The organism is Lactobacillus sp. UMNPBX1, assembly GCF_002554085.1.
In the GTDB taxonomy this organism is placed as follows: Bacteria; Bacillota; Bacilli; order Lactobacillales; family Lactobacillaceae; genus Lactobacillus; species Lactobacillus crispatus.
The window spans coordinates 47679-69006 of record NZ_PCZI01000009.1 but is presented as its reverse complement, the minus strand read 5'-3'; the positions used below and the strand labels follow the sequence as shown (position 1 = coordinate 69006).

At 33.0% G+C, this 21328-nt stretch carries 16 protein-coding genes; 2 read left to right on the top strand and 14 right to left on the bottom strand.

Features of this window, described 5'->3' with window-relative positions; genetic code table 11:
• Window positions 1-225: 225 nt before the first annotated feature.
• The 10 genes from CP352_RS11065 to CP352_RS06300 form a co-directional block, all read right to left on the bottom strand.
• Window positions 226-396 carry a hypothetical protein gene (locus CP352_RS11065; protein ID WP_158227696.1) on the bottom strand — a complete coding sequence of 57 codons (171 nt, stop codon included), beginning with the start codon at window positions 394-396 and terminating at the stop codon, window positions 226-228.
• Between the two features lie 14 nt (window positions 397-410).
• Complete coding sequence (locus CP352_RS06340) at window positions 411-1514, bottom strand: ABC transporter ATP-binding protein (protein WP_089150945.1); 1104 nt, start codon at window positions 1512-1514, stop codon at window positions 411-413.
• 95 nt (window positions 1515-1609) lie between these two features.
• Window positions 1610-2434, bottom strand: a complete 825-nt coding sequence (locus tag CP352_RS06335; protein ID WP_061204871.1) for a helix-turn-helix domain-containing protein — start codon at window positions 2432-2434, stop codon at window positions 1610-1612.
• A 2-nt stretch (window positions 2435-2436) separates the two neighbouring features.
• The gene (locus tag CP352_RS06330) at window positions 2437-3840 is read right to left on the bottom strand and encodes a response regulator (RefSeq protein ID WP_089150946.1); all 1404 of its coding nucleotides are present in this window, start codon (window positions 3838-3840) and stop codon (window positions 2437-2439) included.
• Between the two features lie 9 nt (window positions 3841-3849).
• Window positions 3850-5526, bottom strand: coding sequence for a sensor histidine kinase (locus CP352_RS06325; RefSeq protein WP_089150947.1), 1677 nt, complete (start codon window positions 5524-5526; stop codon window positions 3850-3852).
• Between the two features lies 1 nt (window position 5527).
• On the bottom strand, window positions 5528-6133 hold the full coding sequence (locus CP352_RS06320; RefSeq protein WP_089150948.1) for a YesL family protein: 606 nt from the start codon (window positions 6131-6133) through the stop codon (window positions 5528-5530).
• A gap of 93 nt (window positions 6134-6226) precedes the next feature.
• A complete protein-coding gene (locus CP352_RS06315; RefSeq protein WP_089150949.1) occupies window positions 6227-7690 on the bottom strand; it encodes an ABC transporter substrate-binding protein in 1464 nt (487 codons plus the stop codon).
• A gap of 22 nt (window positions 7691-7712) precedes the next feature.
• The gene (locus CP352_RS06310) at window positions 7713-8633 is read right to left on the bottom strand and encodes a carbohydrate ABC transporter permease (RefSeq protein ID WP_061204876.1); all 921 of its coding nucleotides are present in this window, start codon (window positions 8631-8633) and stop codon (window positions 7713-7715) included.
• Window positions 8634-8645: 12 nt separating this feature from the next.
• Window positions 8646-9593 carry a sugar ABC transporter permease gene (locus CP352_RS06305; protein WP_061204877.1) on the bottom strand — a complete coding sequence of 316 codons (948 nt, stop codon included), beginning with the start codon at window positions 9591-9593 and terminating at the stop codon, window positions 8646-8648.
• 141 nt (window positions 9594-9734) lie between these two features.
• A complete protein-coding gene (locus CP352_RS06300; RefSeq protein WP_061204878.1) occupies window positions 9735-11510 on the bottom strand; it encodes a benzene 1,2-dioxygenase in 1776 nt (591 codons plus the stop codon).
• Window positions 11511-11601: 91 nt separating this feature from the next.
• Between CP352_RS06300 and CP352_RS06295 the strand changes: the two genes are divergently transcribed.
• Complete coding sequence (locus CP352_RS06295; protein WP_061204879.1) at window positions 11602-12579, top strand: S41 family peptidase; 978 nt, start codon at window positions 11602-11604, stop codon at window positions 12577-12579.
• 16 nt (window positions 12580-12595) lie between these two features.
• Here the strand turns inward: CP352_RS06295 and CP352_RS06290 are convergent, their stop codons facing one another.
• Genes CP352_RS06290 through CP352_RS06275 form a run of 4 tightly spaced genes read right to left on the bottom strand, consistent with a single transcriptional unit; the run spans window position 12596 to window position 20151 of the window.
• Complete coding sequence (locus CP352_RS06290; RefSeq protein WP_061204880.1) at window positions 12596-14389, bottom strand: ABC transporter ATP-binding protein; 1794 nt, start codon at window positions 14387-14389, stop codon at window positions 12596-12598.
• 2 nt (window positions 14390-14391) lie between these two features.
• A complete protein-coding gene (locus CP352_RS06285; RefSeq protein ID WP_061204881.1) occupies window positions 14392-16146 on the bottom strand; it encodes an ABC transporter ATP-binding protein in 1755 nt (584 codons plus the stop codon).
• A gap of 37 nt (window positions 16147-16183) precedes the next feature.
• The gene (locus CP352_RS06280; protein WP_089150950.1) at window positions 16184-18859 is read right to left on the bottom strand and encodes an alpha-mannosidase; all 2676 of its coding nucleotides are present in this window, start codon (window positions 18857-18859) and stop codon (window positions 16184-16186) included.
• Between the two features lie 11 nt (window positions 18860-18870).
• On the bottom strand, window positions 18871-20151 hold the full coding sequence (locus tag CP352_RS06275) for a glycoside hydrolase family 125 protein (protein ID WP_061204883.1): 1281 nt from the start codon (window positions 20149-20151) through the stop codon (window positions 18871-18873).
• 128 nt (window positions 20152-20279) lie between these two features.
• Here CP352_RS06275 and CP352_RS06270 point away from each other — a divergent pair, with 128 nt between their 5' ends.
• Window positions 20280-21326 carry a substrate-binding domain-containing protein gene (locus CP352_RS06270; RefSeq protein WP_089150951.1) on the top strand — a complete coding sequence of 349 codons (1047 nt, stop codon included), beginning with the start codon at window positions 20280-20282 and terminating at the stop codon, window positions 21324-21326.
• The last annotated feature ends 2 nt before the right edge of the window (window positions 21327-21328 follow it).

The window sequence follows — 21328 nt, the reverse complement described above, 5'->3', positions numbered from 1 at the left end:
ATTCTGGATTCGGAAACCCTTGAAGCTTATTTACCGTGGCAAGAGAAGATCCAGAAGAATTGTAAATAAAAGAACTTAAATAACCGTCTCAGTATAACAGTAACTGGGACGGTTTTTAAGTACACTATTTTATTTGACGCTTACGATCAATCTAATTCACTTTTTTGATTAAAATAATCTAAAAAAAGGCTATCTCAACCTAATTAAGTTAAGATAGTCTCTTTTTTATAGTCCTCTTAAATTGCCCCAATCATTCTTGGGTTCAAATTGAAGAATGGTTTGACAGTTTGAACATTTATTTTCACCAAACTTAGCTTCAAATTCTTGATTACATTTAGGGCATTTAGCCTTAAATTTCAATTCAGATAGAAGTTTCTTAATATGAATTGCTGCCATAATCTTCGCCTCTTTTATCTAATTGCATCAGTAGTGTCTTTATCAAAGAAATGTGCCTTATTGACGTCAAAGCCCATTTGAACTTGATCACCAGGCTTATGATAATCACGTGCATTAACATCAGCAACAAATTCAGTACCATCAACCTTTTGGTAAAGCTGGATGGTTGCACCTAGAAGTTCTGAAACAACTACTGTTGAATTAACAACAGCATTTGGCCAAGTATCTAAAAAGGCTTGCTCAGAGTGAATATCTTCTGGTCGAATACCAAAGACTAAATCCTTATCATTGTAGCCTTTTTCTTCTAACATCTTAGCCTTACCTTCTGGAATAGCAATTTTTAATCCTTTACCGTCGGAAATTTGCCCATCTTTGTAATGAACATTGAAGAAGTTCATTTGTGGAGAGCCAATAAAGCCAGCGACAAACATATTCTTAGGCTTGTTATAAACTTCAAGCGGTGTACCAATCTGTTGTACATGCCCTACTGACATAACCACTACTCGGTCAGCCAAGGTCATCGCTTCAGTTTGGTCGTGGGTAACATAAATTGTAGTCGTACCCAAATTTTGGTGTAACTTAGCAATTTCTGCACGCATGGTAACACGAAGCTTGGCATCCAAGTTTGACAAAGGTTCATCCATTAAGAAGATCGGAGCATCCCGCACAATCGCACGTCCTAAAGCCACACGCTGGCGCTGACCACCAGATAATTCTGAAGGCTTTTTTTGCAAATATTCTTTTAATCCCAGAATATCTGCAGCATGCTTTACTCTTTTATCAATATCTTCTTTAGAATAATGCCGTAGTTTCAGTCCAAATGCCATGTTGTCATAAATAGTCATATGTGGGTACAAAGCATAGTTCTGGAATACCATCGCAATATCTCTATCCTTTGGAGCCACATCATTCATAACTTTATGGTCAATCTCTAAGGTACCTTTACTGATATCTTCCAGACCAGCAATCATTCTTAAAGTTGTTGATTTACCACAACCAGATGGTCCAACAAACACAATAAATTCTTTATTCTTAATGTGTAAATCAAAATCATTTACTGAATAAAAGTCATTTCCGTCATATTTTTTATAAATGTGATTTAAATCTACTTCAACCATTTTTATACCTCATATTCATCATTCATCTTACATAAATATTCTATAAAAATAATGTAAGCGCTTAAATGTAAAGGTGACTAAATTTATTGTGCAACTTAACTAATAATCAAATAGCTAAAGACCAAATCATCCATCTTTCTTAAATTTAAATTTGTTGCCGACTGCAATTTATCTATTCGATATTCCAAAGTATTCCGGTGAATATACATATCTTTAGAAGCTTGGGTTACGTTGCCGCCAACCTTGTATAGAGATGTGATTAATTCCGAGCTCGTTGAAAGCTTTTTCTTATATGTCTGCAAAATAATACTGTTCTTAGTAGAATGTGCAAAATAAAATTGAAGTGCAATTTCTGGAATAGCAACAACTTTTTTCAGCTCTTGAAAATCATTTCCAATTAATTTTTCTTCCTTAAATATTTGTGGTAAATTATCTTCTTTACACCAAACTAAGCCTATCAGGACTCGAGTCATTGTCTCAAAGTCGCCATCAATCGCAGTAATTATTCCCATAATATCTGATTGAGTTAAGGTACATTCTTTATCAATAATTACAAATACAGTCTGATCAAGCCAAAAAGACGATACTTCAGAATTAAAAAATGATAAAATCAAATCTTGCCATTCAGTTTTTCTTTCTGATATTAAATTCTCAATATGTAGATACAAAAAACGTAGCTTACCATTAATTAATGGTTGTTTTTGTCCATTAAAAAGATAATTTTGCCAAGGTGTATATGTCTTAAATAAATCATATTTTCCTTCTAAATTTTTTAAGAGAAAAAACTCACGCTCACTTAAGTCCTTTTTAGCTATAAACCAAGTCTTTCCTTCAAGCGATAAAGCTAAATTTTGATCTTTATCTTTAGGGATAATATTTGTTGCTTCTGGAAATAACTTTTTTAATTCATGACTATCCATAACTATTCCTCTTTTTCAATAACCATCTTGCGATACTCACTTGGAGCCATTTTAGTTTGCTCCTTAAACACACGGAAGAAGTAATTATTATTGCGATAGCCCACCATTTCTGAGATTTCGTTGATATCATAATGAGAATTAGACATTATCTCAATCGAACGAGAAATACGATAGCTATTTAAATATTTGGCAAAGCTTTGTCCCACATTCTTTTTAAAAATTGAACCTAGATAAACTGAATTTATGTGAAAAATATCAGCTACCTTCTTTAGACTTAATTCTTGGTTATAATTATCAGCCACATAATCAATGACCTGTTCAATCACTTCTGGATACTTTCTATGATTCTTACGGTATTGAGCAAAGAAATCATTTAAAATATCTGACAATTCACTAATATTTTCAGTATTTTCAATTTGAGCAATCAAAGCTGCAAAATCTAAATTAATCTCATGATGTTCACCATACATCTTCATTAATACTAAACGACTAAAATATTTTGCGTCTTTAATTTCATTTTGATGTAGTCCCAGTTGATGATAGATTTCTTGCAAATAACTATCGAAATCTGCCGCACTTAAATTGTTCAACTCTAACTTAGAAACAAAATCTGCTACTGCAAGCGGCGTTACCTTTTCATTAAGGTCAATTACCTGATCTTCTAATTGATAAAATACTAATTTATTTGCAAGAGCTTCTATTTTTCTTCCATTAGCTACTACATCATCATTGGCAAATAATCGGTCAATTATCATATTTTCACAATAATCAGCCACTTTTTGCTTAACCAAGCTTAAATTATCTGAGGTATATGTAATTATTGCATAAACATTATTGTTGTCCTCTTGATACCCTAATACAAAATCAAGCTTCTGTAATATTTGAGTAATGTTATCCTGGACATCAATTAAGCCAATAATTGCATAATTATCACTGGCTTCCGTCAAAGTAGCCAATGGTAATTTGCCATGTAATACATCGCGCACTTGAATTCGGCTAGCCATCTGTGCCTGATGTTTGATATTTTTACTCTTCTTTATCCTTCGCTGAGCTTTTTCTACTGCATTTTGTAAATCATCAGGATCTACTGGTTTATTTAAATAATCTACTACACCTTGTTCTAATCCAGTCTTAGCGTAAGAAAAATCTTCATATCCGGACAAAACAATAATCTGAATATCAGGTTGTATTTTCTTGACTGCTGGTAAAAATTTAGTTCCTGGCAATTCTGCCATATTCATGTCAGATATTAATATATCTACGGGATTATTCTTTAAGAATTCCAAAGCAGCCAACGGACTTTTTTCAGCTTTGACAATTTCAATATTAATCTCAGACCAATCCAATAATTTAGGGATCCCTTTAAGGATCATATATTCATCATCTACCAGCATCAATGTATTCATTCTTACTACCTAACTTTCAAAATCAAACGACAGCTTTACCGTTATTCCACCATACCGATTATTAATAATCATCATTTTAAAGTTATGAGTATAATTTGACATTCTTGCATACACATTTTGCAAGCCAATGGACTTATCGCCAACAATAGGCTCTTGTAAATGTAAATTTAATTTACTTAATTCTTCAACATCAATATGCTTTCCGTTATCAATCACCCAAATATTTACTCGTCCATTCTCTAGCCAGCCTTTTACTTTCACTGCATTATTGCCATTGGCAAAATTTACACCATGAGCAAAATAGTTTTCAATAATAGGCTGCAAAGTAAACTTTGGGATTTTTACATTATCAAGATCAGGATCAACATTAATTTGATAGGCTAACTTATCTGGAAACCTAACTTGATATAAAAAGATATAATTCTTAACCAGTTTTATTTCTGCCTTAATCGTAGATTGAACTTGATTGCCAACATTACTCCTCAATAATGAAGCAAAACTAAATACCACTTTGGCCAAATCTCTTGCTCCAATATCAAGAGCTGACATTCTAATATACTCAAGAGTATTCGCCATAAAATGCGGACTAATCTGTGCTTGCAAAGACTTCATATGTGCATCTTGTTGCGCAATTCGCATTTTGTAAATTGTATTAATATAATTGTTAATCTCATCTAACATAGTGTTGATACTATGCGACAGGAGGTTTAAATCACCATAATGACTCGAATCAATTTTTACTCTAGCATTTAAATCATTATTGCTTACTTGCTTAGTTGTTTTAATAATCTCTGATAATTGTTTTCTATATCTTGTAAAAATAGCAATAAATGAACCAAGTAATAAGGATAGAACAATTACCCCACAAATTAAAATAGGCAATATACGCTTAAATATCAGTTTTTTAGAATCTACATCATTAAAAAAGGTATAAACGACATATCCTTTATCTAAATCAGCCTTCTTATATGAATAATCTTTTAAACCTAAAACACCTTTATCATTAAATACTCGTCGAATATGTTTACGTTCAGAATTAGAAATCGATTTATCCGCAAAATTATATAAAACTCGTCCATCTTGTGACATTAAAACTAATTGCAGCTTTGTATGATTACTAATCCTATTCAAATCTTTATTCAATATTTTTTGATCATAATTTGCTCCAACAATTCCGACAATGCTGTCTTGTTGAGGACTAATAATATTGCTATAAATCATCCTAGGATTGAAAGCTTTATTACTAGCTATTTTTCTACCGTTCGTATTATAACGACTAGACTGTGAAGCCACATTTATATCATCAAACTGAACAGACAAATTAGTTAATGTAGGATACGTAACATAAAAACTTTCATTTGCTTTAGGCCAATTAAAATAATCATTATTTTGATAGCTATCATCAATTATCTGTTGACTATACTTAGCGGGATCATTTTCTAAATACTTATGAATATTATTAATTCGTGACTGATTTTCTGAAAGATAATTAGCAATATTATTAGTAATCGTTATTTCATTTTGCAACTCATCACTAACTTTAGTAATCGCCAAGTTTTGAACACTTTTTTGTTCTAATTTGTAATTTTTGATACTAATATTTAAGAAAATAGCTGTTGTTATGCAAATAATAAGAGAAAGAATAACTGTAAAACCTAACATTAAGCGTTGAAAACTTGATTTCATTTTATTCTATCTGACTTTCAACCTTATAAATCCAATTCTTGGTAGTCAATTGACACCAAATAACTACTGCCGAAATTGATATAAATAATAATAACCCTGGGAAAAAGAATGTAATTGCAATTATTCCTGCCGTACCTGCAACAAATTTGATCAAACCTGAAAAATCTACAAAAAATTCTGCAAAAGCTAATTTAATTGCGTTTTTAAAATCTACATCGAAATTACTTTCTAAACTTAATGTATACATTCCTACTACTGGAATTAAAATTTCCAAGACGACCATAGTTACTATTACAGGTAAGATCCATGGTGTTTTCATTTGTGAAGTTAAATATAAGTCATAAAATACAAATAACATTGGTAAGAAGAAAACATAAAAATGTAAATTAGCTAACCAAAAATATTTTTTATAGATTTTCCATGACTCTTTAAACGAATATTCTTGATATCTAAATTTATGATTCAAGAACGTTTCATATATTGCCCTCAAAGCTGGCCCAAATCCTAAAACTAAAAGTCCAGCTAAAGAAAAAAGCCAAAATTCCAAATTTAAAATAATCAATACTAGCACCCTGACAAATGCCTTCTGCATCACTGATCCAACCATATTGAAACCTCTTTCATCCACTATAACTTATACTATCATAAAAAGTGTCACTCATCATAAAAACGAGTGACACTTTTTCAAAATACTCTTAAATTATTTTTGAGCTAAGAATTTATCATATTGTTTTTGCAAACCAGCTTGAATTTTATCATAACCAGCTGTCTTTAATTCTTTATCCATTTTCTTAATAGTTGGAACAGGATCAGCTGTACCAGTGTTTAAGATATCAAGATACTTACTCATAACATTAGAACAGTTAGTAACTTCTGTCTTATATTGAGTTGTGTCTGGAATAAAGCCTAAATCACTAGCTTCCTTAGCTTTCTTGATGTCTTCTTTACGTTGATCAATCTTCTTTTGTGACAAAGTATTTTGGGTGTAAAGTAAGTCATTGTTACCCATCATCCAAGCTCCAATGAAGTAACCTGGTTGATATTTAGAAGTAGTCTTAATCTTACCCTTTGCTTTATCAGTAAAGTGCCATTGTTGTCCTTCAAGTCCCCAAGTAATATTGTTCAAGAGCTTCGGATCAGTATTCAATGCGTTCAAGACTTCCATAGCTTCCTTCTTATGTTGTGAAGTTTTTGAAATTGACCAAATAGCTACTTGAGCTTGAGCCTCACTCTTTAAAGAATCAGTAATTGCATAACTTACCATCTTCTTACCACCTGAAGCATTTTCCAATGCAGTATCACCATAGTCAAATGGTCCTTGAGTTTCTTGACGTGAGAACCAGGTATTATCTTGTAAGTTATATTGAGTAGTAGAAGTTGCTGCATCTTTTGGAATATATCCCTTTTGATACCATCCATGTAATGTCTTTAAAATTGATTGCATTTCTGGTTGATCATATGCATTGAATACCTTACTGCTCTTACCTGTTGAATCAACAGCAAATGGAAGCCCATTTCCTAAGAGGAAGTCCATATGCCGAGGGCTAGCCTTAAATCCTTGTCCAATAGCAAAAGCAGCAACATTTGGTTTAGCAGCATGGAACTTAGCCATAGCCGAAGTTGCATCAGCATAAGTTTTAATATTATCAGGTTTAATATTGTACTTATCTAAGTATGCTTTATTAAAAGTAATAGCATTATTGGCATAAACATTGCCATTTACAGGGAATCCATAAATCTTGCCATTTACTTTTACACCTTTCCAATAAGCTGGATCGACTCCCTTATATGCTTTAGGAGCGTACTTTTTAATTAAATCAGTCATATCAGCATATGCACCTTTTTGCGCATTAACAGCATAGTTTTGTGCAAAAGCTAAATCATATTTATCACCTGAGGTGACCATTACATTATATTTTTGTTGATAATCACCCCAGCCAATAAATTTCATTGATAATTGCACATTAGGATACTTTTTAGCTAATTCTTTATTAGCTCTTTTAATCATGGCTGAATAGTTCTTAGGTTTATCACCTGGCATGTACATTGACACAACTGTCTTACCACCGTTAGATGAATTTTGTTTATTTCCACAAGCAGTTAATAATGTCGTTAAACTTAGAACTGCCGTAGCACTTAAAGCGACTTTATTCCATTTTCTCATTTTGAATACCTCCATGTATTCTCTAACCTTTAACTCCCCCAATTTGCATTCCTTTAACAAAGTATTTTTGGAAGAAAGGATAAGTCAAAGCGATTGGCAAGGTAGCAATTACAACAACTGCAAATTTCATACCTTCAGTAGGAAGTTCAGCACCTGCTAAAGCTGTGCTACCACCTTGTGTCATTGCCTGAGTCATGTATTGAATATTATTTTGAATTTGAACTAACAAATACTGCAATGGGATAAACTTAGTATCTGTTAAGTAAAGCATTGCATTGAACCAATCATTCCATAAGCTTAAGCAAGTAAACAAACTAATTGTTGCAATACCTGGAATTGCTAGGGGAACAACAATGTCCCAAAAGATCTTTAATTCACCGGCACCATCAACTCTTGCAGATTCAAGAATCGATTCTGAAATTGATGTCTTGAAATAAGTTCTCATAATTAAAACATTATAAACACCGAAAGCTTGTGGAAGAATGATTGCCCAAATGTTGTCTTTCAACCCCAACATCTGCGTAACAACTAAATAAGTTGGAACCATACCCGGAGTAAATAGCATTGATACTAAAGCAAAAATAGTAAAGAATCTAGCAAATGCAAAATCTTTTCTTGAAATAGCATAAGCGTAAGTTGAACTAAACAAACTATTCATGATAGTACCAATTACAGTAATAAAAATTGATGCTCCCAAACTTGTAAGTAATTGGTTACTCATTCTTGCTAGATATTCATAACTAGCAAACGTCCAATGTTTTGGCCAGAATTGATAACCATAAGTTGTAATGTCACTTTCCTTGGTCAATGACAAAATAATGATGAAGAAGAAAGGTAAAACACAACTCAAGGCAACTGCTGCCAACAAAATATTAAAGATGATATTTGTTCCTTTACTAAAGCTACGGATTTCCACCGCAGACAGGTGTTTTTTCTTTCTCATAAATCCGTCTCCTTAGAATAAAGCAGCGTCAGGTTGCTTCTTTCTTACAATTAAGTTTGTAATAACGATTAATGCCATACCAACTACAGATTGCAATAAACCTGCTGCGGTTGACATCCCAATATCATTTGTCTGTGTTAAAGCACGATAAATGTAAGTATCAAAAGTCTGTGTAACGTTTATTAAGGAACCAGACATACGAGGCACTAAGTAGAATAGACCGAAGTCACTTCTAAAGATACCACCTACATTTAAGATAAACATTAAGGTAGCTACCGGTAGAATTTGAGGCAAAGTAACATTCTTAATTTGTTGCCACTTATTTGCCCCATCAATCATAGCTGCATCATAATATTCTGGATTAATACCCATAGCTGTAGCAAAGTATAAGATACTGTTATAACCTAAACCTTTCCATACTCCCAAGAATATCAAGATTGCCGGCCATACAGCTGGAGTATTATAGAAGTCAATTGGTTTACCACCCGTAGCCTGGATAATTTGATTAATAATACCTTTGTCCGGACTTAAGAATGCATAAACGAAGTATGCCAACACAGCCCATGACAAGAAGTATGGAAATAGCATTGCAGTTTGGTAAACTTTCAATGTTCGTCTATTTCTTAATTGACTCATCACAATACCATTAAAAATAGCGAAGAAGAAGTTCAATGCCAAAAATGCCAAATTATAACCTACCGTGTTTCTCAAAACTATCCAAAAATCTGCAGATTTAAAGAAGAATTGAAAGTTCTTAAATCCTACCCAAGGACTATGGAATAAGCTATACATAAATCCTTGGTCTGAATACTGGAAATTTTGAAAAGCTACTAAATTAGCCACTACAGGAATGTAAAAGAATATAATTAGAAAAATCGTACCTGGTAGAACAAGCAAAAGATATATTCTATTTCTATATACTTTTTGAAAAAAGTTTTCTTTCTTCTTTGACGTGTTCATTCTCTTTTCCTCCTTTCCTCATTTCACTTACAATTATAAAAGCGCTTTCAAGATAGCTAAATAAACTAATTAAAGAATAAGATGTACAAACTAAAGAATAATAAAAAATATGTGTTCATATACAAACACATATCCTTTACATCACCACGAAATATCACTAGGGCTGACTATTTCAAAATATCGTCCATTACCAAATTCATCATCAATATGCTTATCCATTTCTTTAGTTGGAAGATCCATTTGGAATTGATTTCTTTCAATCAAATCCGACACAGTTCTAATTCTCTGTAGCATCCCGCCAAAGCGAATATCTAAAATCTCTGATCCATTAGACTTATTTTCATTAAACCAAAGATGCATTCTCTGATCTGCCAGATCTTGCAACTCAGCACGATAGTCTGACAGCTCACCTAAAGAATATTTTTTGTTAATTAGATCATTCATCAAATGGGCTTTCTTGCTCAAAACCAATGCAAGTTGAATATAATAATTAAACAACAAGCCAGAATACTCTGATGGCACCACATCGGATAATTTTTGTGTTAATTCATGATAATATTCACTGAAATCGCCATGCTTCAAATTCTGATAATAACGTGGTTGCATCAAATCCTCATATAACAATAATTTACTTGGAATCATATCTTTTTCATTCGTAATTGAACGAGGATTATCAAACTGATCCAATAACATATAACTTGTAAAATCTTCATCTTGCATCATTTTAAAATTATTTGCAAACTCTCTTTGCTCAGGTTGATCCTCATATTGATAATCTGAAAATACCTGCCAACCTAAGTATGAAGCCGCAAATGGTGTCTCTGCTCCATCATCTCGCCAAGCAGTAGTTGCAATTTTTTTAATCCCTGCCTTTTTAGCCGCTATCATTCCTGCTTTAATGGTAGCAAGCATCTTGCTTTGATTAGGTGCCAGACGACCCCAAGTCCAAATTCCCATGGCAAAATAGACATTGTCTGTTAATTCAAAATGCTTTTTCATTACTGGCAGATAATGATTTACATCAGTTGAGTAATAATCCCAATAAACCTGTCCAATTTGAGGATCAACCTTAAATTCTTTTAAATTTGCTTGCGGATCATACATCATATGGGTAGGACTACCGATCTCAAACCACATGTCGCTCCACATCATTGGCTTGAGATTAAGTTCTTTGCATAATTCAAAAACCATTTCAACATGTTGCTTCATTAATCCATATTGATCTATTGTTCCGTGATCAAAGAAGTATCTTCCTAAACCTAAATTATGCGCTTCATCCATTCCAAGATGAATTTTATTAGTTAAAAATGGTTTAGTAGCCGCAATCAATTCTCTTTTGACGAATTCACGTGTTTTACGTTTACCAACATATAAATTATCAGTAGTGTCTGCAATATCATTAAAATGTTCCCATTTAAATACATTTTTCAAATGAGCCAATGCCTGAATTGCAGGCACTAAAGTTACACCTAACTTATCTGCATAAACGGCTAATTCGTGTAATTCGGCTTGCGAATAGCGTCCACGTTGCATCCCAAAATAAGGTTCTTCTGGAATTGCAAACTCATCTTCCAAATAAAGCCAAATTTCAGTGTAGCCTAAACCTGCCAAACGACAAATTTGTTGTTTAAAATAATTAACTGATAAAACTGCGTTTCTTGCTAAATCAATCATTCCAATTAATTCGTCAAAATGTGATGAATATGTACACCGCTGGTCAACATCATTCTTAATCAGACCTAATGCATAATTATATGCACGCAACAAATCATTTTTAGTTGCACTAGCAATCTCAATCACTTTTCCATGTTTATTAACTGAGTACCCTGATTTTTTTTTAGTAAATGAAAACTCATAATTTCGAGTTGAAATCTTACGATATTTTTCTAATTCAGCAAATGCAAATTTTTTATCCATAATTATTGCCTTCTTTTTATGTTAAAAATTTTTATAATTAACTATGAGAACTTAATTTAAACTTTTTGTTTAAGAAAGGATGTGTTTTATCATGAAATTAACTCGTAACGCTCTTTTAACTATTAGTATTATTCTCCTCTCTTCTCTTACTGCATGCAGTCAAAATACTACGCCTTCTACCTCTACCAAGTGGGACGCATCTCCTGTTATTCAAGAAATGAATAAACAAGCTTTTATTGATCATCCAGAGCAATGGAAAGAAATTACTCAAAAATATAATTATGGTAAGAAAATTCATTCCCTAAAAATATTAAACCAAGTCTTATACACTGGTAATAAGCATGCTTCTGCTGTTAATTCTATGAATGACTTTGAAAACATACATTATCCCAAATTAACTTCTCAAGATAACCTCAAAATAATTAATATTCCTAGTTTTTATAGTTTAAATTCCACCGCTCGAAATAAATATGTTGCGGTACTTAAATCTAAAATAAAACAGATTTCTCAAAAACAACCGCTTATCTTAAACTTTTCAAACAATCTAGGTGGAGATTATAGAGTTATGATTGCAGGCTTGTCTAATTTTATTCCTAACGGTAAGGTATTATCAGAAATCACCAAGACAGGCAAAGTCACTAATATTACACTGAATTCGAATACAATTAAACAAAATAATCGCACTGTTTCATCATTAAGTTCACATCATTTAACTAAACGTAAAGTTTTTGTTATTACTAATGAAAATACTGCCAGTGCAGCTGAATACACCATAATTGCTTTAACTAGAAATCCCAACGTAAAAACAATTGGTTATCCTACTGCTGGATGTACAACGGGAACAACCGGGTTCAAATTTGGTCCTTCTAAAAAATACATTGCATTAATTCCTAATTCTAAGATTGTCGCCCCACATTCAATAAACGGACGAAAAGTTTTTTGTAATGATCCCATTACTCCAGATATTCAAACTATCTATCGTCCAATCAATAACCCTATAAACAGTTCTAAAATATCGCAAACACCACTAGATAAAGACTTCGTGAAAGAATTGAAAAAAATGATTTAGTATAATACCTATCAATCTAACTCTCTCCACCATCATTTTGCAAAGTGTACAAATTATAGTAATAACCTTTTTGGGCGAGCAATTGCTCATGCGTACCTTTTTCAATAATCCTACCTTTATCCAACACAATTATCTGATCAGCATCAGCTATCGTTGATAAACGGTGCGCAATCGCTAAAGTTGTTCGTCCTTTACGTAGCCTCTTTAATCCTTGTTGGATCAAGGTTTCTGTTTCAGTATCAACATTAGCAGTTGCTTCATCCAATACTAAAATTTTAGGGTCAGTGACCAACGTTCGTGCAAAAGAGATCAATTGTCTTTCACCTTGGCTTAATTCAGTACCGCCTTCAATTACTTTGGCATGATATTGACCCGGCATTTTTTCAATAAATTGATCAGCTTGTACTTCCTTAGCTGCTGTTTTTATTTGCTGATCAGTAATTTTGTGATTATAAAGTCTAATGTTAGAACTTATATCACCATAAAACATAAAAGGCTCTTGTAAAACTAATCCTAATTTTTTACGCAATTCTTCTTTAGGATATTTCCTAATATCAACCCCATCGATTAATATTTTTCCTTGATAAAATTCATAAAAACGCATCATAACATTAATAATTGAACTTTTACCTGATCCTGTATGGCCAACTATACCAAGGGTTTCACCTGGATTTACTGTAAAACTAATATCATGTAATATTTCATGTTTTCCATCATATGAGAAATTAACATGTTTAAATTCAATTTTTCCTTCTTTAATTTTTAATCCTTGAACTGCATTTTGCTTTGGTTCATATTCAGTATTATCCAAAATGCGAAATATTCTTTTACCAGCTACTATCCCATCTTGGAATAATGTCATTTGATCCATCATCGTAGCTATTGGATTAAAAAGCTGAGAAATATATTGAGAAAATGCATATACAACACCAGCTGGGACAAAAACATCATGAAGAGGAAAACCAAAATACATTAATGAAACTGCTAATGCTAAAGAATACAGTAAACTAGTAAGTGGCGACAATAATAAGGAATTCATCTGAATCATGTTCAATCGAACATTTTGTAATCCACCATTTTCACCTTCAAAAAGATTAGTCATCCTCTCTTCTTGTTTAAATTGCTGAATTACAGAAACACCTTCAATTGATTCATTTAAATTGGTGTTAATTCGACTCAATCGTTCACGAAAATCACGATATAGCTTAGAACTTTGAAGAGAATAAACATACATGATTAATAACATGATTGGCAGAAAAACTAACATTAATAATCCCGCTATTTTATTAGTCATAAACATTGCAATCAATGCCGTTATAATCGAGAAAATCGCCATTAAAGTGCTATTGACTACTGTTAAAAAGCTACTCAAAGTCATCGTATCATTTGTTACTCTTGAAACAATTGAACCAGCGGGTGTTTGATCAAAATAACGCATCCCTAACCTGTGCAATTTCCGATACAATACTTTTCTTACTTTCTCTAAGGTATACTCAGCTCCTACAGCATAATAATATTCATAAACAAATTGCAGTATAGCTTTTATAATCGACACTAAAGCATACAACAATCCTGCAAATAAAATAATTTGAGTAGTTGCACTTTGATTAAGCAAAAAATGATCTAAAAAGTACTGCAATCCATATGGCAACAACATATTAATTGCACTTACTAAGAACGCACCAATAATCGCTACAATAATTTGAACTTTATAATACATGAAGAAACTGAACAAGCGCTTAATAATTTGCCACTGTTCTTTCATGGGGATATTTTTCGCCCAAATAGATTGATTACTTTTTTCATCCATTACTACTCACCCACCTTATCTTCTAATTCTTGTCGGCGCCACATCTCTGCATACCAGCCATCTTGCTTTAATAGCTGTTGATGAGTTCCTCGTTCAATAATATGACCATTTTTAAGAACCAAAATAAGATCTGCGTTCATGACTGAAGTCAAACGGTGAGCTGCGATAATAGTTGTTTTATTTCTCCTCTCTTGTTTTAAAGAACTTAAAATTGTTGTTTCAGTTTTAGCATCCACTGCTGACAAGGCATCGTCCATAATTAAAATTTGACTATGTTTAAGCAAAGCACGTGCTATTGAAATACGTTGACGCTGCCCACCAGAAAGTGAAATCCCATTTTCACCTACTAATGTGTTATAAGCTAAAGGCATCTGAAGAATATCATTATGCAAATCACTCTTTTTGGCCGCCTCAATAATCTGATTTTCTCCAGCATCTCCTTGAGAAAAAGCAATATTTTTCTGAATACTGGTTGAAAACAAATAATTATTTTGTGGAACGTAAGCTATATTACGCAACAACACATTTAATGGAATAGTCCGAATATCATGTCCATTTAATAAAATTTCCCCTTGATAATCATCAAATTCTCTTAAAAGCAGTTGAATGATAGTTGTTTTGCCTGAGCCGACCTTTCCAACTAATCCTAACGTCTGACCAGGTTTTAAAGTAAATTGAATATTAGTCAAGACAGGAATTTCTTTTTCATCAGGGTAGGCAAATTTCTTTATGTTATATTGCAAATCACCGTAAATATCTTTTGAAGTTAATTTTTCATCTGCATGTGCATCAGTAATTAAAGGCTTTTCATCTAATAATTTTTGGACTCGATCATAACTCGCGCTCCCTCTTTCCAAAATATTAAACAGATAACCTATCGCAAACATTGGCCAAACCATATTGCCAATATAAGCTATGAATGACACCAATTGCCCGATCGATAAAGTATTATTTTTGACTAACAGACCACCATAAATAATGGTGATCGCATATGTCGTCCCTACAATGAAGGTACCTAACGGATCAAATAGACAATTCCACACAAAAACTCTTTTATTAATCTTAATGGTTTTATCTACCATCTGATCAAAAGAAGAAGTGTCATTTTCATCCTCACCAAAGGTTTTCAAAACCTTAATACCTGAAACTGACTCTTGCGTTTTATTATTTAATTTAGAAAAGGCTGCTTGAGATCTATCAAAAGCATCATGCAAACGCGTACCTAATCTTTTAGCACCATAAGCTAGAAATGGAAATGGAATTAATGCCACAATGGTTAAGCGAAAATCAATAAAACAAATCATTGCTATCATTGTAGAAATCCCAATTACTAATGCATCAACCAAAGTAAGAATGCCATCACCTGCTACATTTTGAATAGCCAAAACATCATTAGTCGCATGTGCCATTAAGTCACCAGTACGATGGCGCTGGTAAAATGTTCGATCCATAATCATAAAATGATGATAAAGTTTAGAACGCATTTGTCTTTCTAATTTGGCTGCACCACCCCAAATTTGTTTTCGCCAAAAGTAGCGTAAAATATAAATCACAATTGCTGTGGCAATTACTGCCAAGATTAATAACCCGTATTGACTCCAAGTAATATGATTTTTATCTAGTTCATCAGCCATCACACCCAACACTCGGGGAGGAATCAGGTTGGCTAATGATGTCATTGCTAACAGAGTAATACCAATAGCATATCTTTTTTTCTCTCTTTTGAAGAACCAATCTAATTTCTTGAAGATATCCATAGTTCTACCTCAAAGATAAGAGTATCCTCTTTATGTTTTAATCAAATTCATAGGTTCTAATTTCAGCTGGTTGAAGATCAGAAGTAACCTTTTCTATCATTCCTTCACCTAACAAGTTCACAATTGTTGTAGCCTCTTTACCAAATAGTTTTACTTTAAGGGGCTGAATCTTGTTAGTCAAATTATATCCACGTACTAACATTTTTCCTTCAGGTGTTACGTAAGTAGCAGTAACTTGAAAAGCAGGATTATTAATAGATAAGAATTGCTCATCAATCTTATATTCACCAGTATGGTGTCCAAGTTGACTGGCAACTAATTCAATCTGATTTGCTTTAGCAATTTGGTATGCTGCTACTTGTTCTTTCTCAGAACCATCAGTTAACTGAACAGACAATTTAGCATGAAACTTACCTTGACACTGTGAATCCTTAGTTGGAAAATACCCCCAGTCGCCTAATTCTCCAACACAACGCAAAAGCGTAATCGCTAATTTAGAACCATCTGAATTAGTTTCATATTCATTTAGTCCATAATTTCCAACAACAATTCCTCGCTCTGCATCGTGCAGTGAAACAAAGGCTTGCTCATGTTGCGGATTTTCTGGGTTCTTCCAGTTTTTACTTACTTTATTATTTCTTGTTACAACTTCAAAAATCGAATCACTATCATTCGTTGCTACTTGCATCCCCGTATCGAAAACAGCTTGCAAACGATGGTCTTTAATTTCATTATTACCAGCAATCTTGATCTCTACATGATGCCATTGGTCCATTAATATCAGTTCAACTCTTAACTTAAATTCATGTAATACGTTGGAACGCTTAGCTGTACGATGAGTAATATCAATAACCTGCTCTTCTTCTTGCTTTAATTTTTCATCAGCAGAAACTGGTAGCATCATAGTTTGAGTGAAGCTTAGTTTTTGTCCATCAATTAAATCCGTCTTAACTAAATCACGAATCTTACTATCAAAAATTATTTCTTGATTATCTGCTGATTGACGATAAATGTATTCATTACCAATATCCCCGGTATCAACTAAATTCATTACAGTACCTAATTTACCAAAGCGATCATAAATTCTTAATTGACCGTTTTTAGTAACTTCAACTTCAATATTTGAATTCTTTAATTGATATTCATTTTGAGTAGTACCTAATTTTTGACCTTGATCTTCCTTAATATGAGCTAGATAAAATGTTGTCCATGAAAAAGGTGCTAATGAAGAAGTAAACGTAATTTGGACATAAGCTGCCATGTATGGTACTCTAAATGCTCTTTCTGGTAAATCATAACCAAATTGAACATATTTCTTTTCAACGCGATATGGCAATGGTCGCTTCTGTCCATCGTAAACACCATAATTTTGATGCTTCTGCAGATATTCTGCACATTCTTGATATGCTTTTTGTGGAGTAGTCCCTGCAAACAAACAACGATGTACTTCCAAGGTAACTGTCTTTTCTTCAGTTCTTTTAATTCCAGAAGGATTCATTACTACAAACGGATAACCATCTTTAGGTAAAGAAGTAGTATTAATTTTTTGAGTAAAGTCATTTAGAGCTGATTCACATAATGACTTACCTACTTGTCCTACCTTAGCAAAACGATTCATCATTCCTCGGTGGACGCTATCAACACTGCAACCAGTAATAGAATCATGTGGATTGTTTCTCAATAATTCTTCCCAAGCGTATTCAAGTTTATCTTGATCGGAAGCAGAGATTTTCTTATTTAATAAAAAGATGGGCTCAACCTTATTTTCTAATAATCGTTCCATCTTAGTATTAGTTTGTTTCAGATAAATACGACTAGAAGCAGTATTGGCTAAGGTATACCAACCATCTGTGTCTTGTGACGTCAATTCTCCTTTTACCGTTGATAAGTCTTTAGGCAAATCTTTCTTTAGCTGCTTGATATAATCCTCAAAATTGGAATGAATAAACTCATAATCAGGGAAAAGTTCATTAGCAACCTTAATTGCCTTAGTTACGTCCATCTGCGGTGGTTGATGATCTACACCATTCATAAATAAAAGATCTGGTGTTGAAGCAAACTTTTCAGCTTCTGCTAACTTTTGTGTCCAATATTTTTTAGCTTCATCCCGATCAACAGGAATTTCATTACCATTTGAATACCAATTAGCAAACAAAATCGCTAGCACCTTATCTTTATCAGGAGATTGCCACCACATCTCAGAATAAGTTGAATCAAAATCGCCTTGGCCAACCTGATTATTAAATCCTGTTGGCATCACTCCCCGACCAAAAGCAACAGTATCAAAGCCAGATAACTTCATAATTTGTGGAGCTTGCCCCATATTACCGAAGGTATCAGGGAAATAGCCTACAGGCACTCGATCATGTCCATAACGTAAAGCCTTTTTTCGTCCAATAAGCATATTTCTCACATTAGATTCAGGACTAATCAAAAAATCATCTTGCAAAATATAAAAAGGACCAACTCTTAATTTTCCTTCTTTAATATACTTCATTACTTCGTCACGTTTTTCAGGGCGTACTGACAAATAATCATCAATGATAACATCTTGTCCATCAAGATGAAAACTATCGTAATCTGGATCATGTTTGAACAAATATAATAAATCATCCATCAAATTAATCAGACGCATATGATGTTCTTCAAAGCTCATATACCATTCTCTGTCCCAATGGCTGTGTGAAATAATAAATACTTTTTTCTTTGTCATAATTCTAACCTCTAATTTTCAATTCTTAAATCAAAGTAATCTAAGACTAATTCACAAAACATCATATTAGCCCATGAAAACCACGGTCTAGTAAACTTAGTTGGATCATTAGGATCAAATCCTTCATGCATCATGTTTGTATTACCTGTAGTGGCAACTAATGTATTCAAAATTTGTTCTTTATATTTTTTATCTGAATTAGTTAACCCTTCAATTGCTAAAGCAATTGGCCAAATATATCCTACTGGCGTATGTGGTGAACCTATTCCTTTAGCATATTTTCCTTCATAATAATATTTATTTTGCTTACTTAATGCAGCGTTGCGCGTATTTTGATATAAAGAATCATTTGCCGCGATTAAGCCTAAATAAGGTAAGCTAATTAAATCAGGAACATTGGCATCGTCCATAAATAATTTGTGACCTAGACCATCAACTTCAAAAGCGAATATCTTATTACCAGATTGGTCTTTCATCACACCATATTTTTGAATTCCTTCCCAGATTTCATCTGCTAATGCACCGCACTTGGCTGCAAAATCTGAATCATGAAGTACTTCTCGGTAAATTATAGCTAATTGCAATAACACACCATGGGCAAACATGTTCTCCGGAATTGAGTAATTATAAACACACGCATCATCACTTGGCCGAAAACCGCACCATGTCATTCCTGTGTAACCAACATCACCACCACGACCATGATTAATTAATGTATCCTCTGGTCGATCAATAAAGCGTTCAAATGTATATGGCGAATCTACATGCTTTTGTTCAACTTTCAACGTATTTACCGCTTTATGTGTTGCTGCAATAAATTCATTATCAAAAATAGAAGTATCATCAGTATTTTTCCAATAAAGATAAGCTAAGTTGATAGGATAACACAGCGAATCAATTTCATACTTTCTTTCCCAAATCCATGGTCCCATCTTAGTTTGATCATCTTGGTGGCCTTTATTATTTGCGGTTTGATTAAAAGCATTGGCATACGGATCAAGACTCATATTAAAAAATTGACGCTGTAAAACCTTCTTTAATAAATTTGCAGTTTCAGAATCATTCTTTGCCGCAATCAAATATGGTCTTACTTGTGCAGTTGAATCTCTCTGCCACATTGCAGGAATATCTCCTGTTAATACAAAAATTCCATGTTCATCTTCAACTAGTGCATTCTTCACTGTGTCGGAAAAAGTTAATTCAAAAACTTTACCCCATTTTTCATGTTTACCATTACATAAGTTTTTAACCTGATCAGTTAATTCATTAATGCCCTTTGGAATTGTCTTCATTTTCTTCCACTCTTTCTTGGTATCTTTTACTACTTGAAATATATCATTTATTCTGCTTAAATTGTCACTGAAAGCGGAAACAATACCGAAAAGTCGGTATTTGTAGATATACCAAGTGAGATGACTCAATGAAATATATTGAAATTTATAATGATTTAAAAAGAGCAATTCTCCGACGAGAAATTGCTCCTAACGCATTAGTCCCTAGTGAAAAAGCACTAACAATTAAATATCACGTAAGTCGTATTACAGCTAAACACGCTTTAAATGCTTTAAATGCAGACGGCTTAATTTATCGTATTCAAGGAAAAGGTAGCTTCGTCAAGGAACATGGGACATTAAAATCCCACCAAATTTTATTAGTACTTCCCTTTTCTGGAAATTCTGATTTAGGTAACTACGTTTCAGGTATCCAAAGCGTACTCAATGATACAACCTGGAAGTTACTCTCAATTACCAATAAAGAATTTTTTGACTTATCTTTAAATCAACTAAAAGAAAATTATGCAGGTATTATTTATTACCCCCAAAATTTAGCCAAAGAACTGCCTCTATTACTAAACATTTACTTGCATGACTTTCCTCTTGTTCTACTTGACCAAACTATTCCAGGCGCAATTATCCCTAGTGCGATTAGTGACAATATTGGAGGTGGCTATCTAGCATGCCAGCATTTAATTAACCAAAAATATCAAAAAATAGCTTTTTATAGTAATACTAACTTTACCAATGACCTCAGTGGTTCTGTAGCAGAAAGATTTTTAGGATATGTTAAAGCACTTAGAAAAAGCAATATTACAGGATTTAACCCATTAGAGTTAACTGAAACGTTACGCCAATTAAGTCTCGATAAATTATCTGATTATCTTAAAAAGCAAAAGATTGATGCTATTATTGCAGAAAACGATATTTTAGCTTTTAAGTTATTAGATCTCTTTCAGAAAAATAATATTAATGTACCACAGAACCTAGCAATAATTGGTTTTGATAATTTGCCCATTACCAACTTAACCAATCCCAAACTTAGCAGTATTGGACAAGACTTCAATCAATTAGGAGCAAGCGCAATCAATCTCTTACTAAGGCAAATTAATGATCCAAAATTAGAATTTAATAAACAAATCATCGTCCCGGTTAAGTTAATAACTCGTGCTTCAACTAAAGGAGAAAATTAATT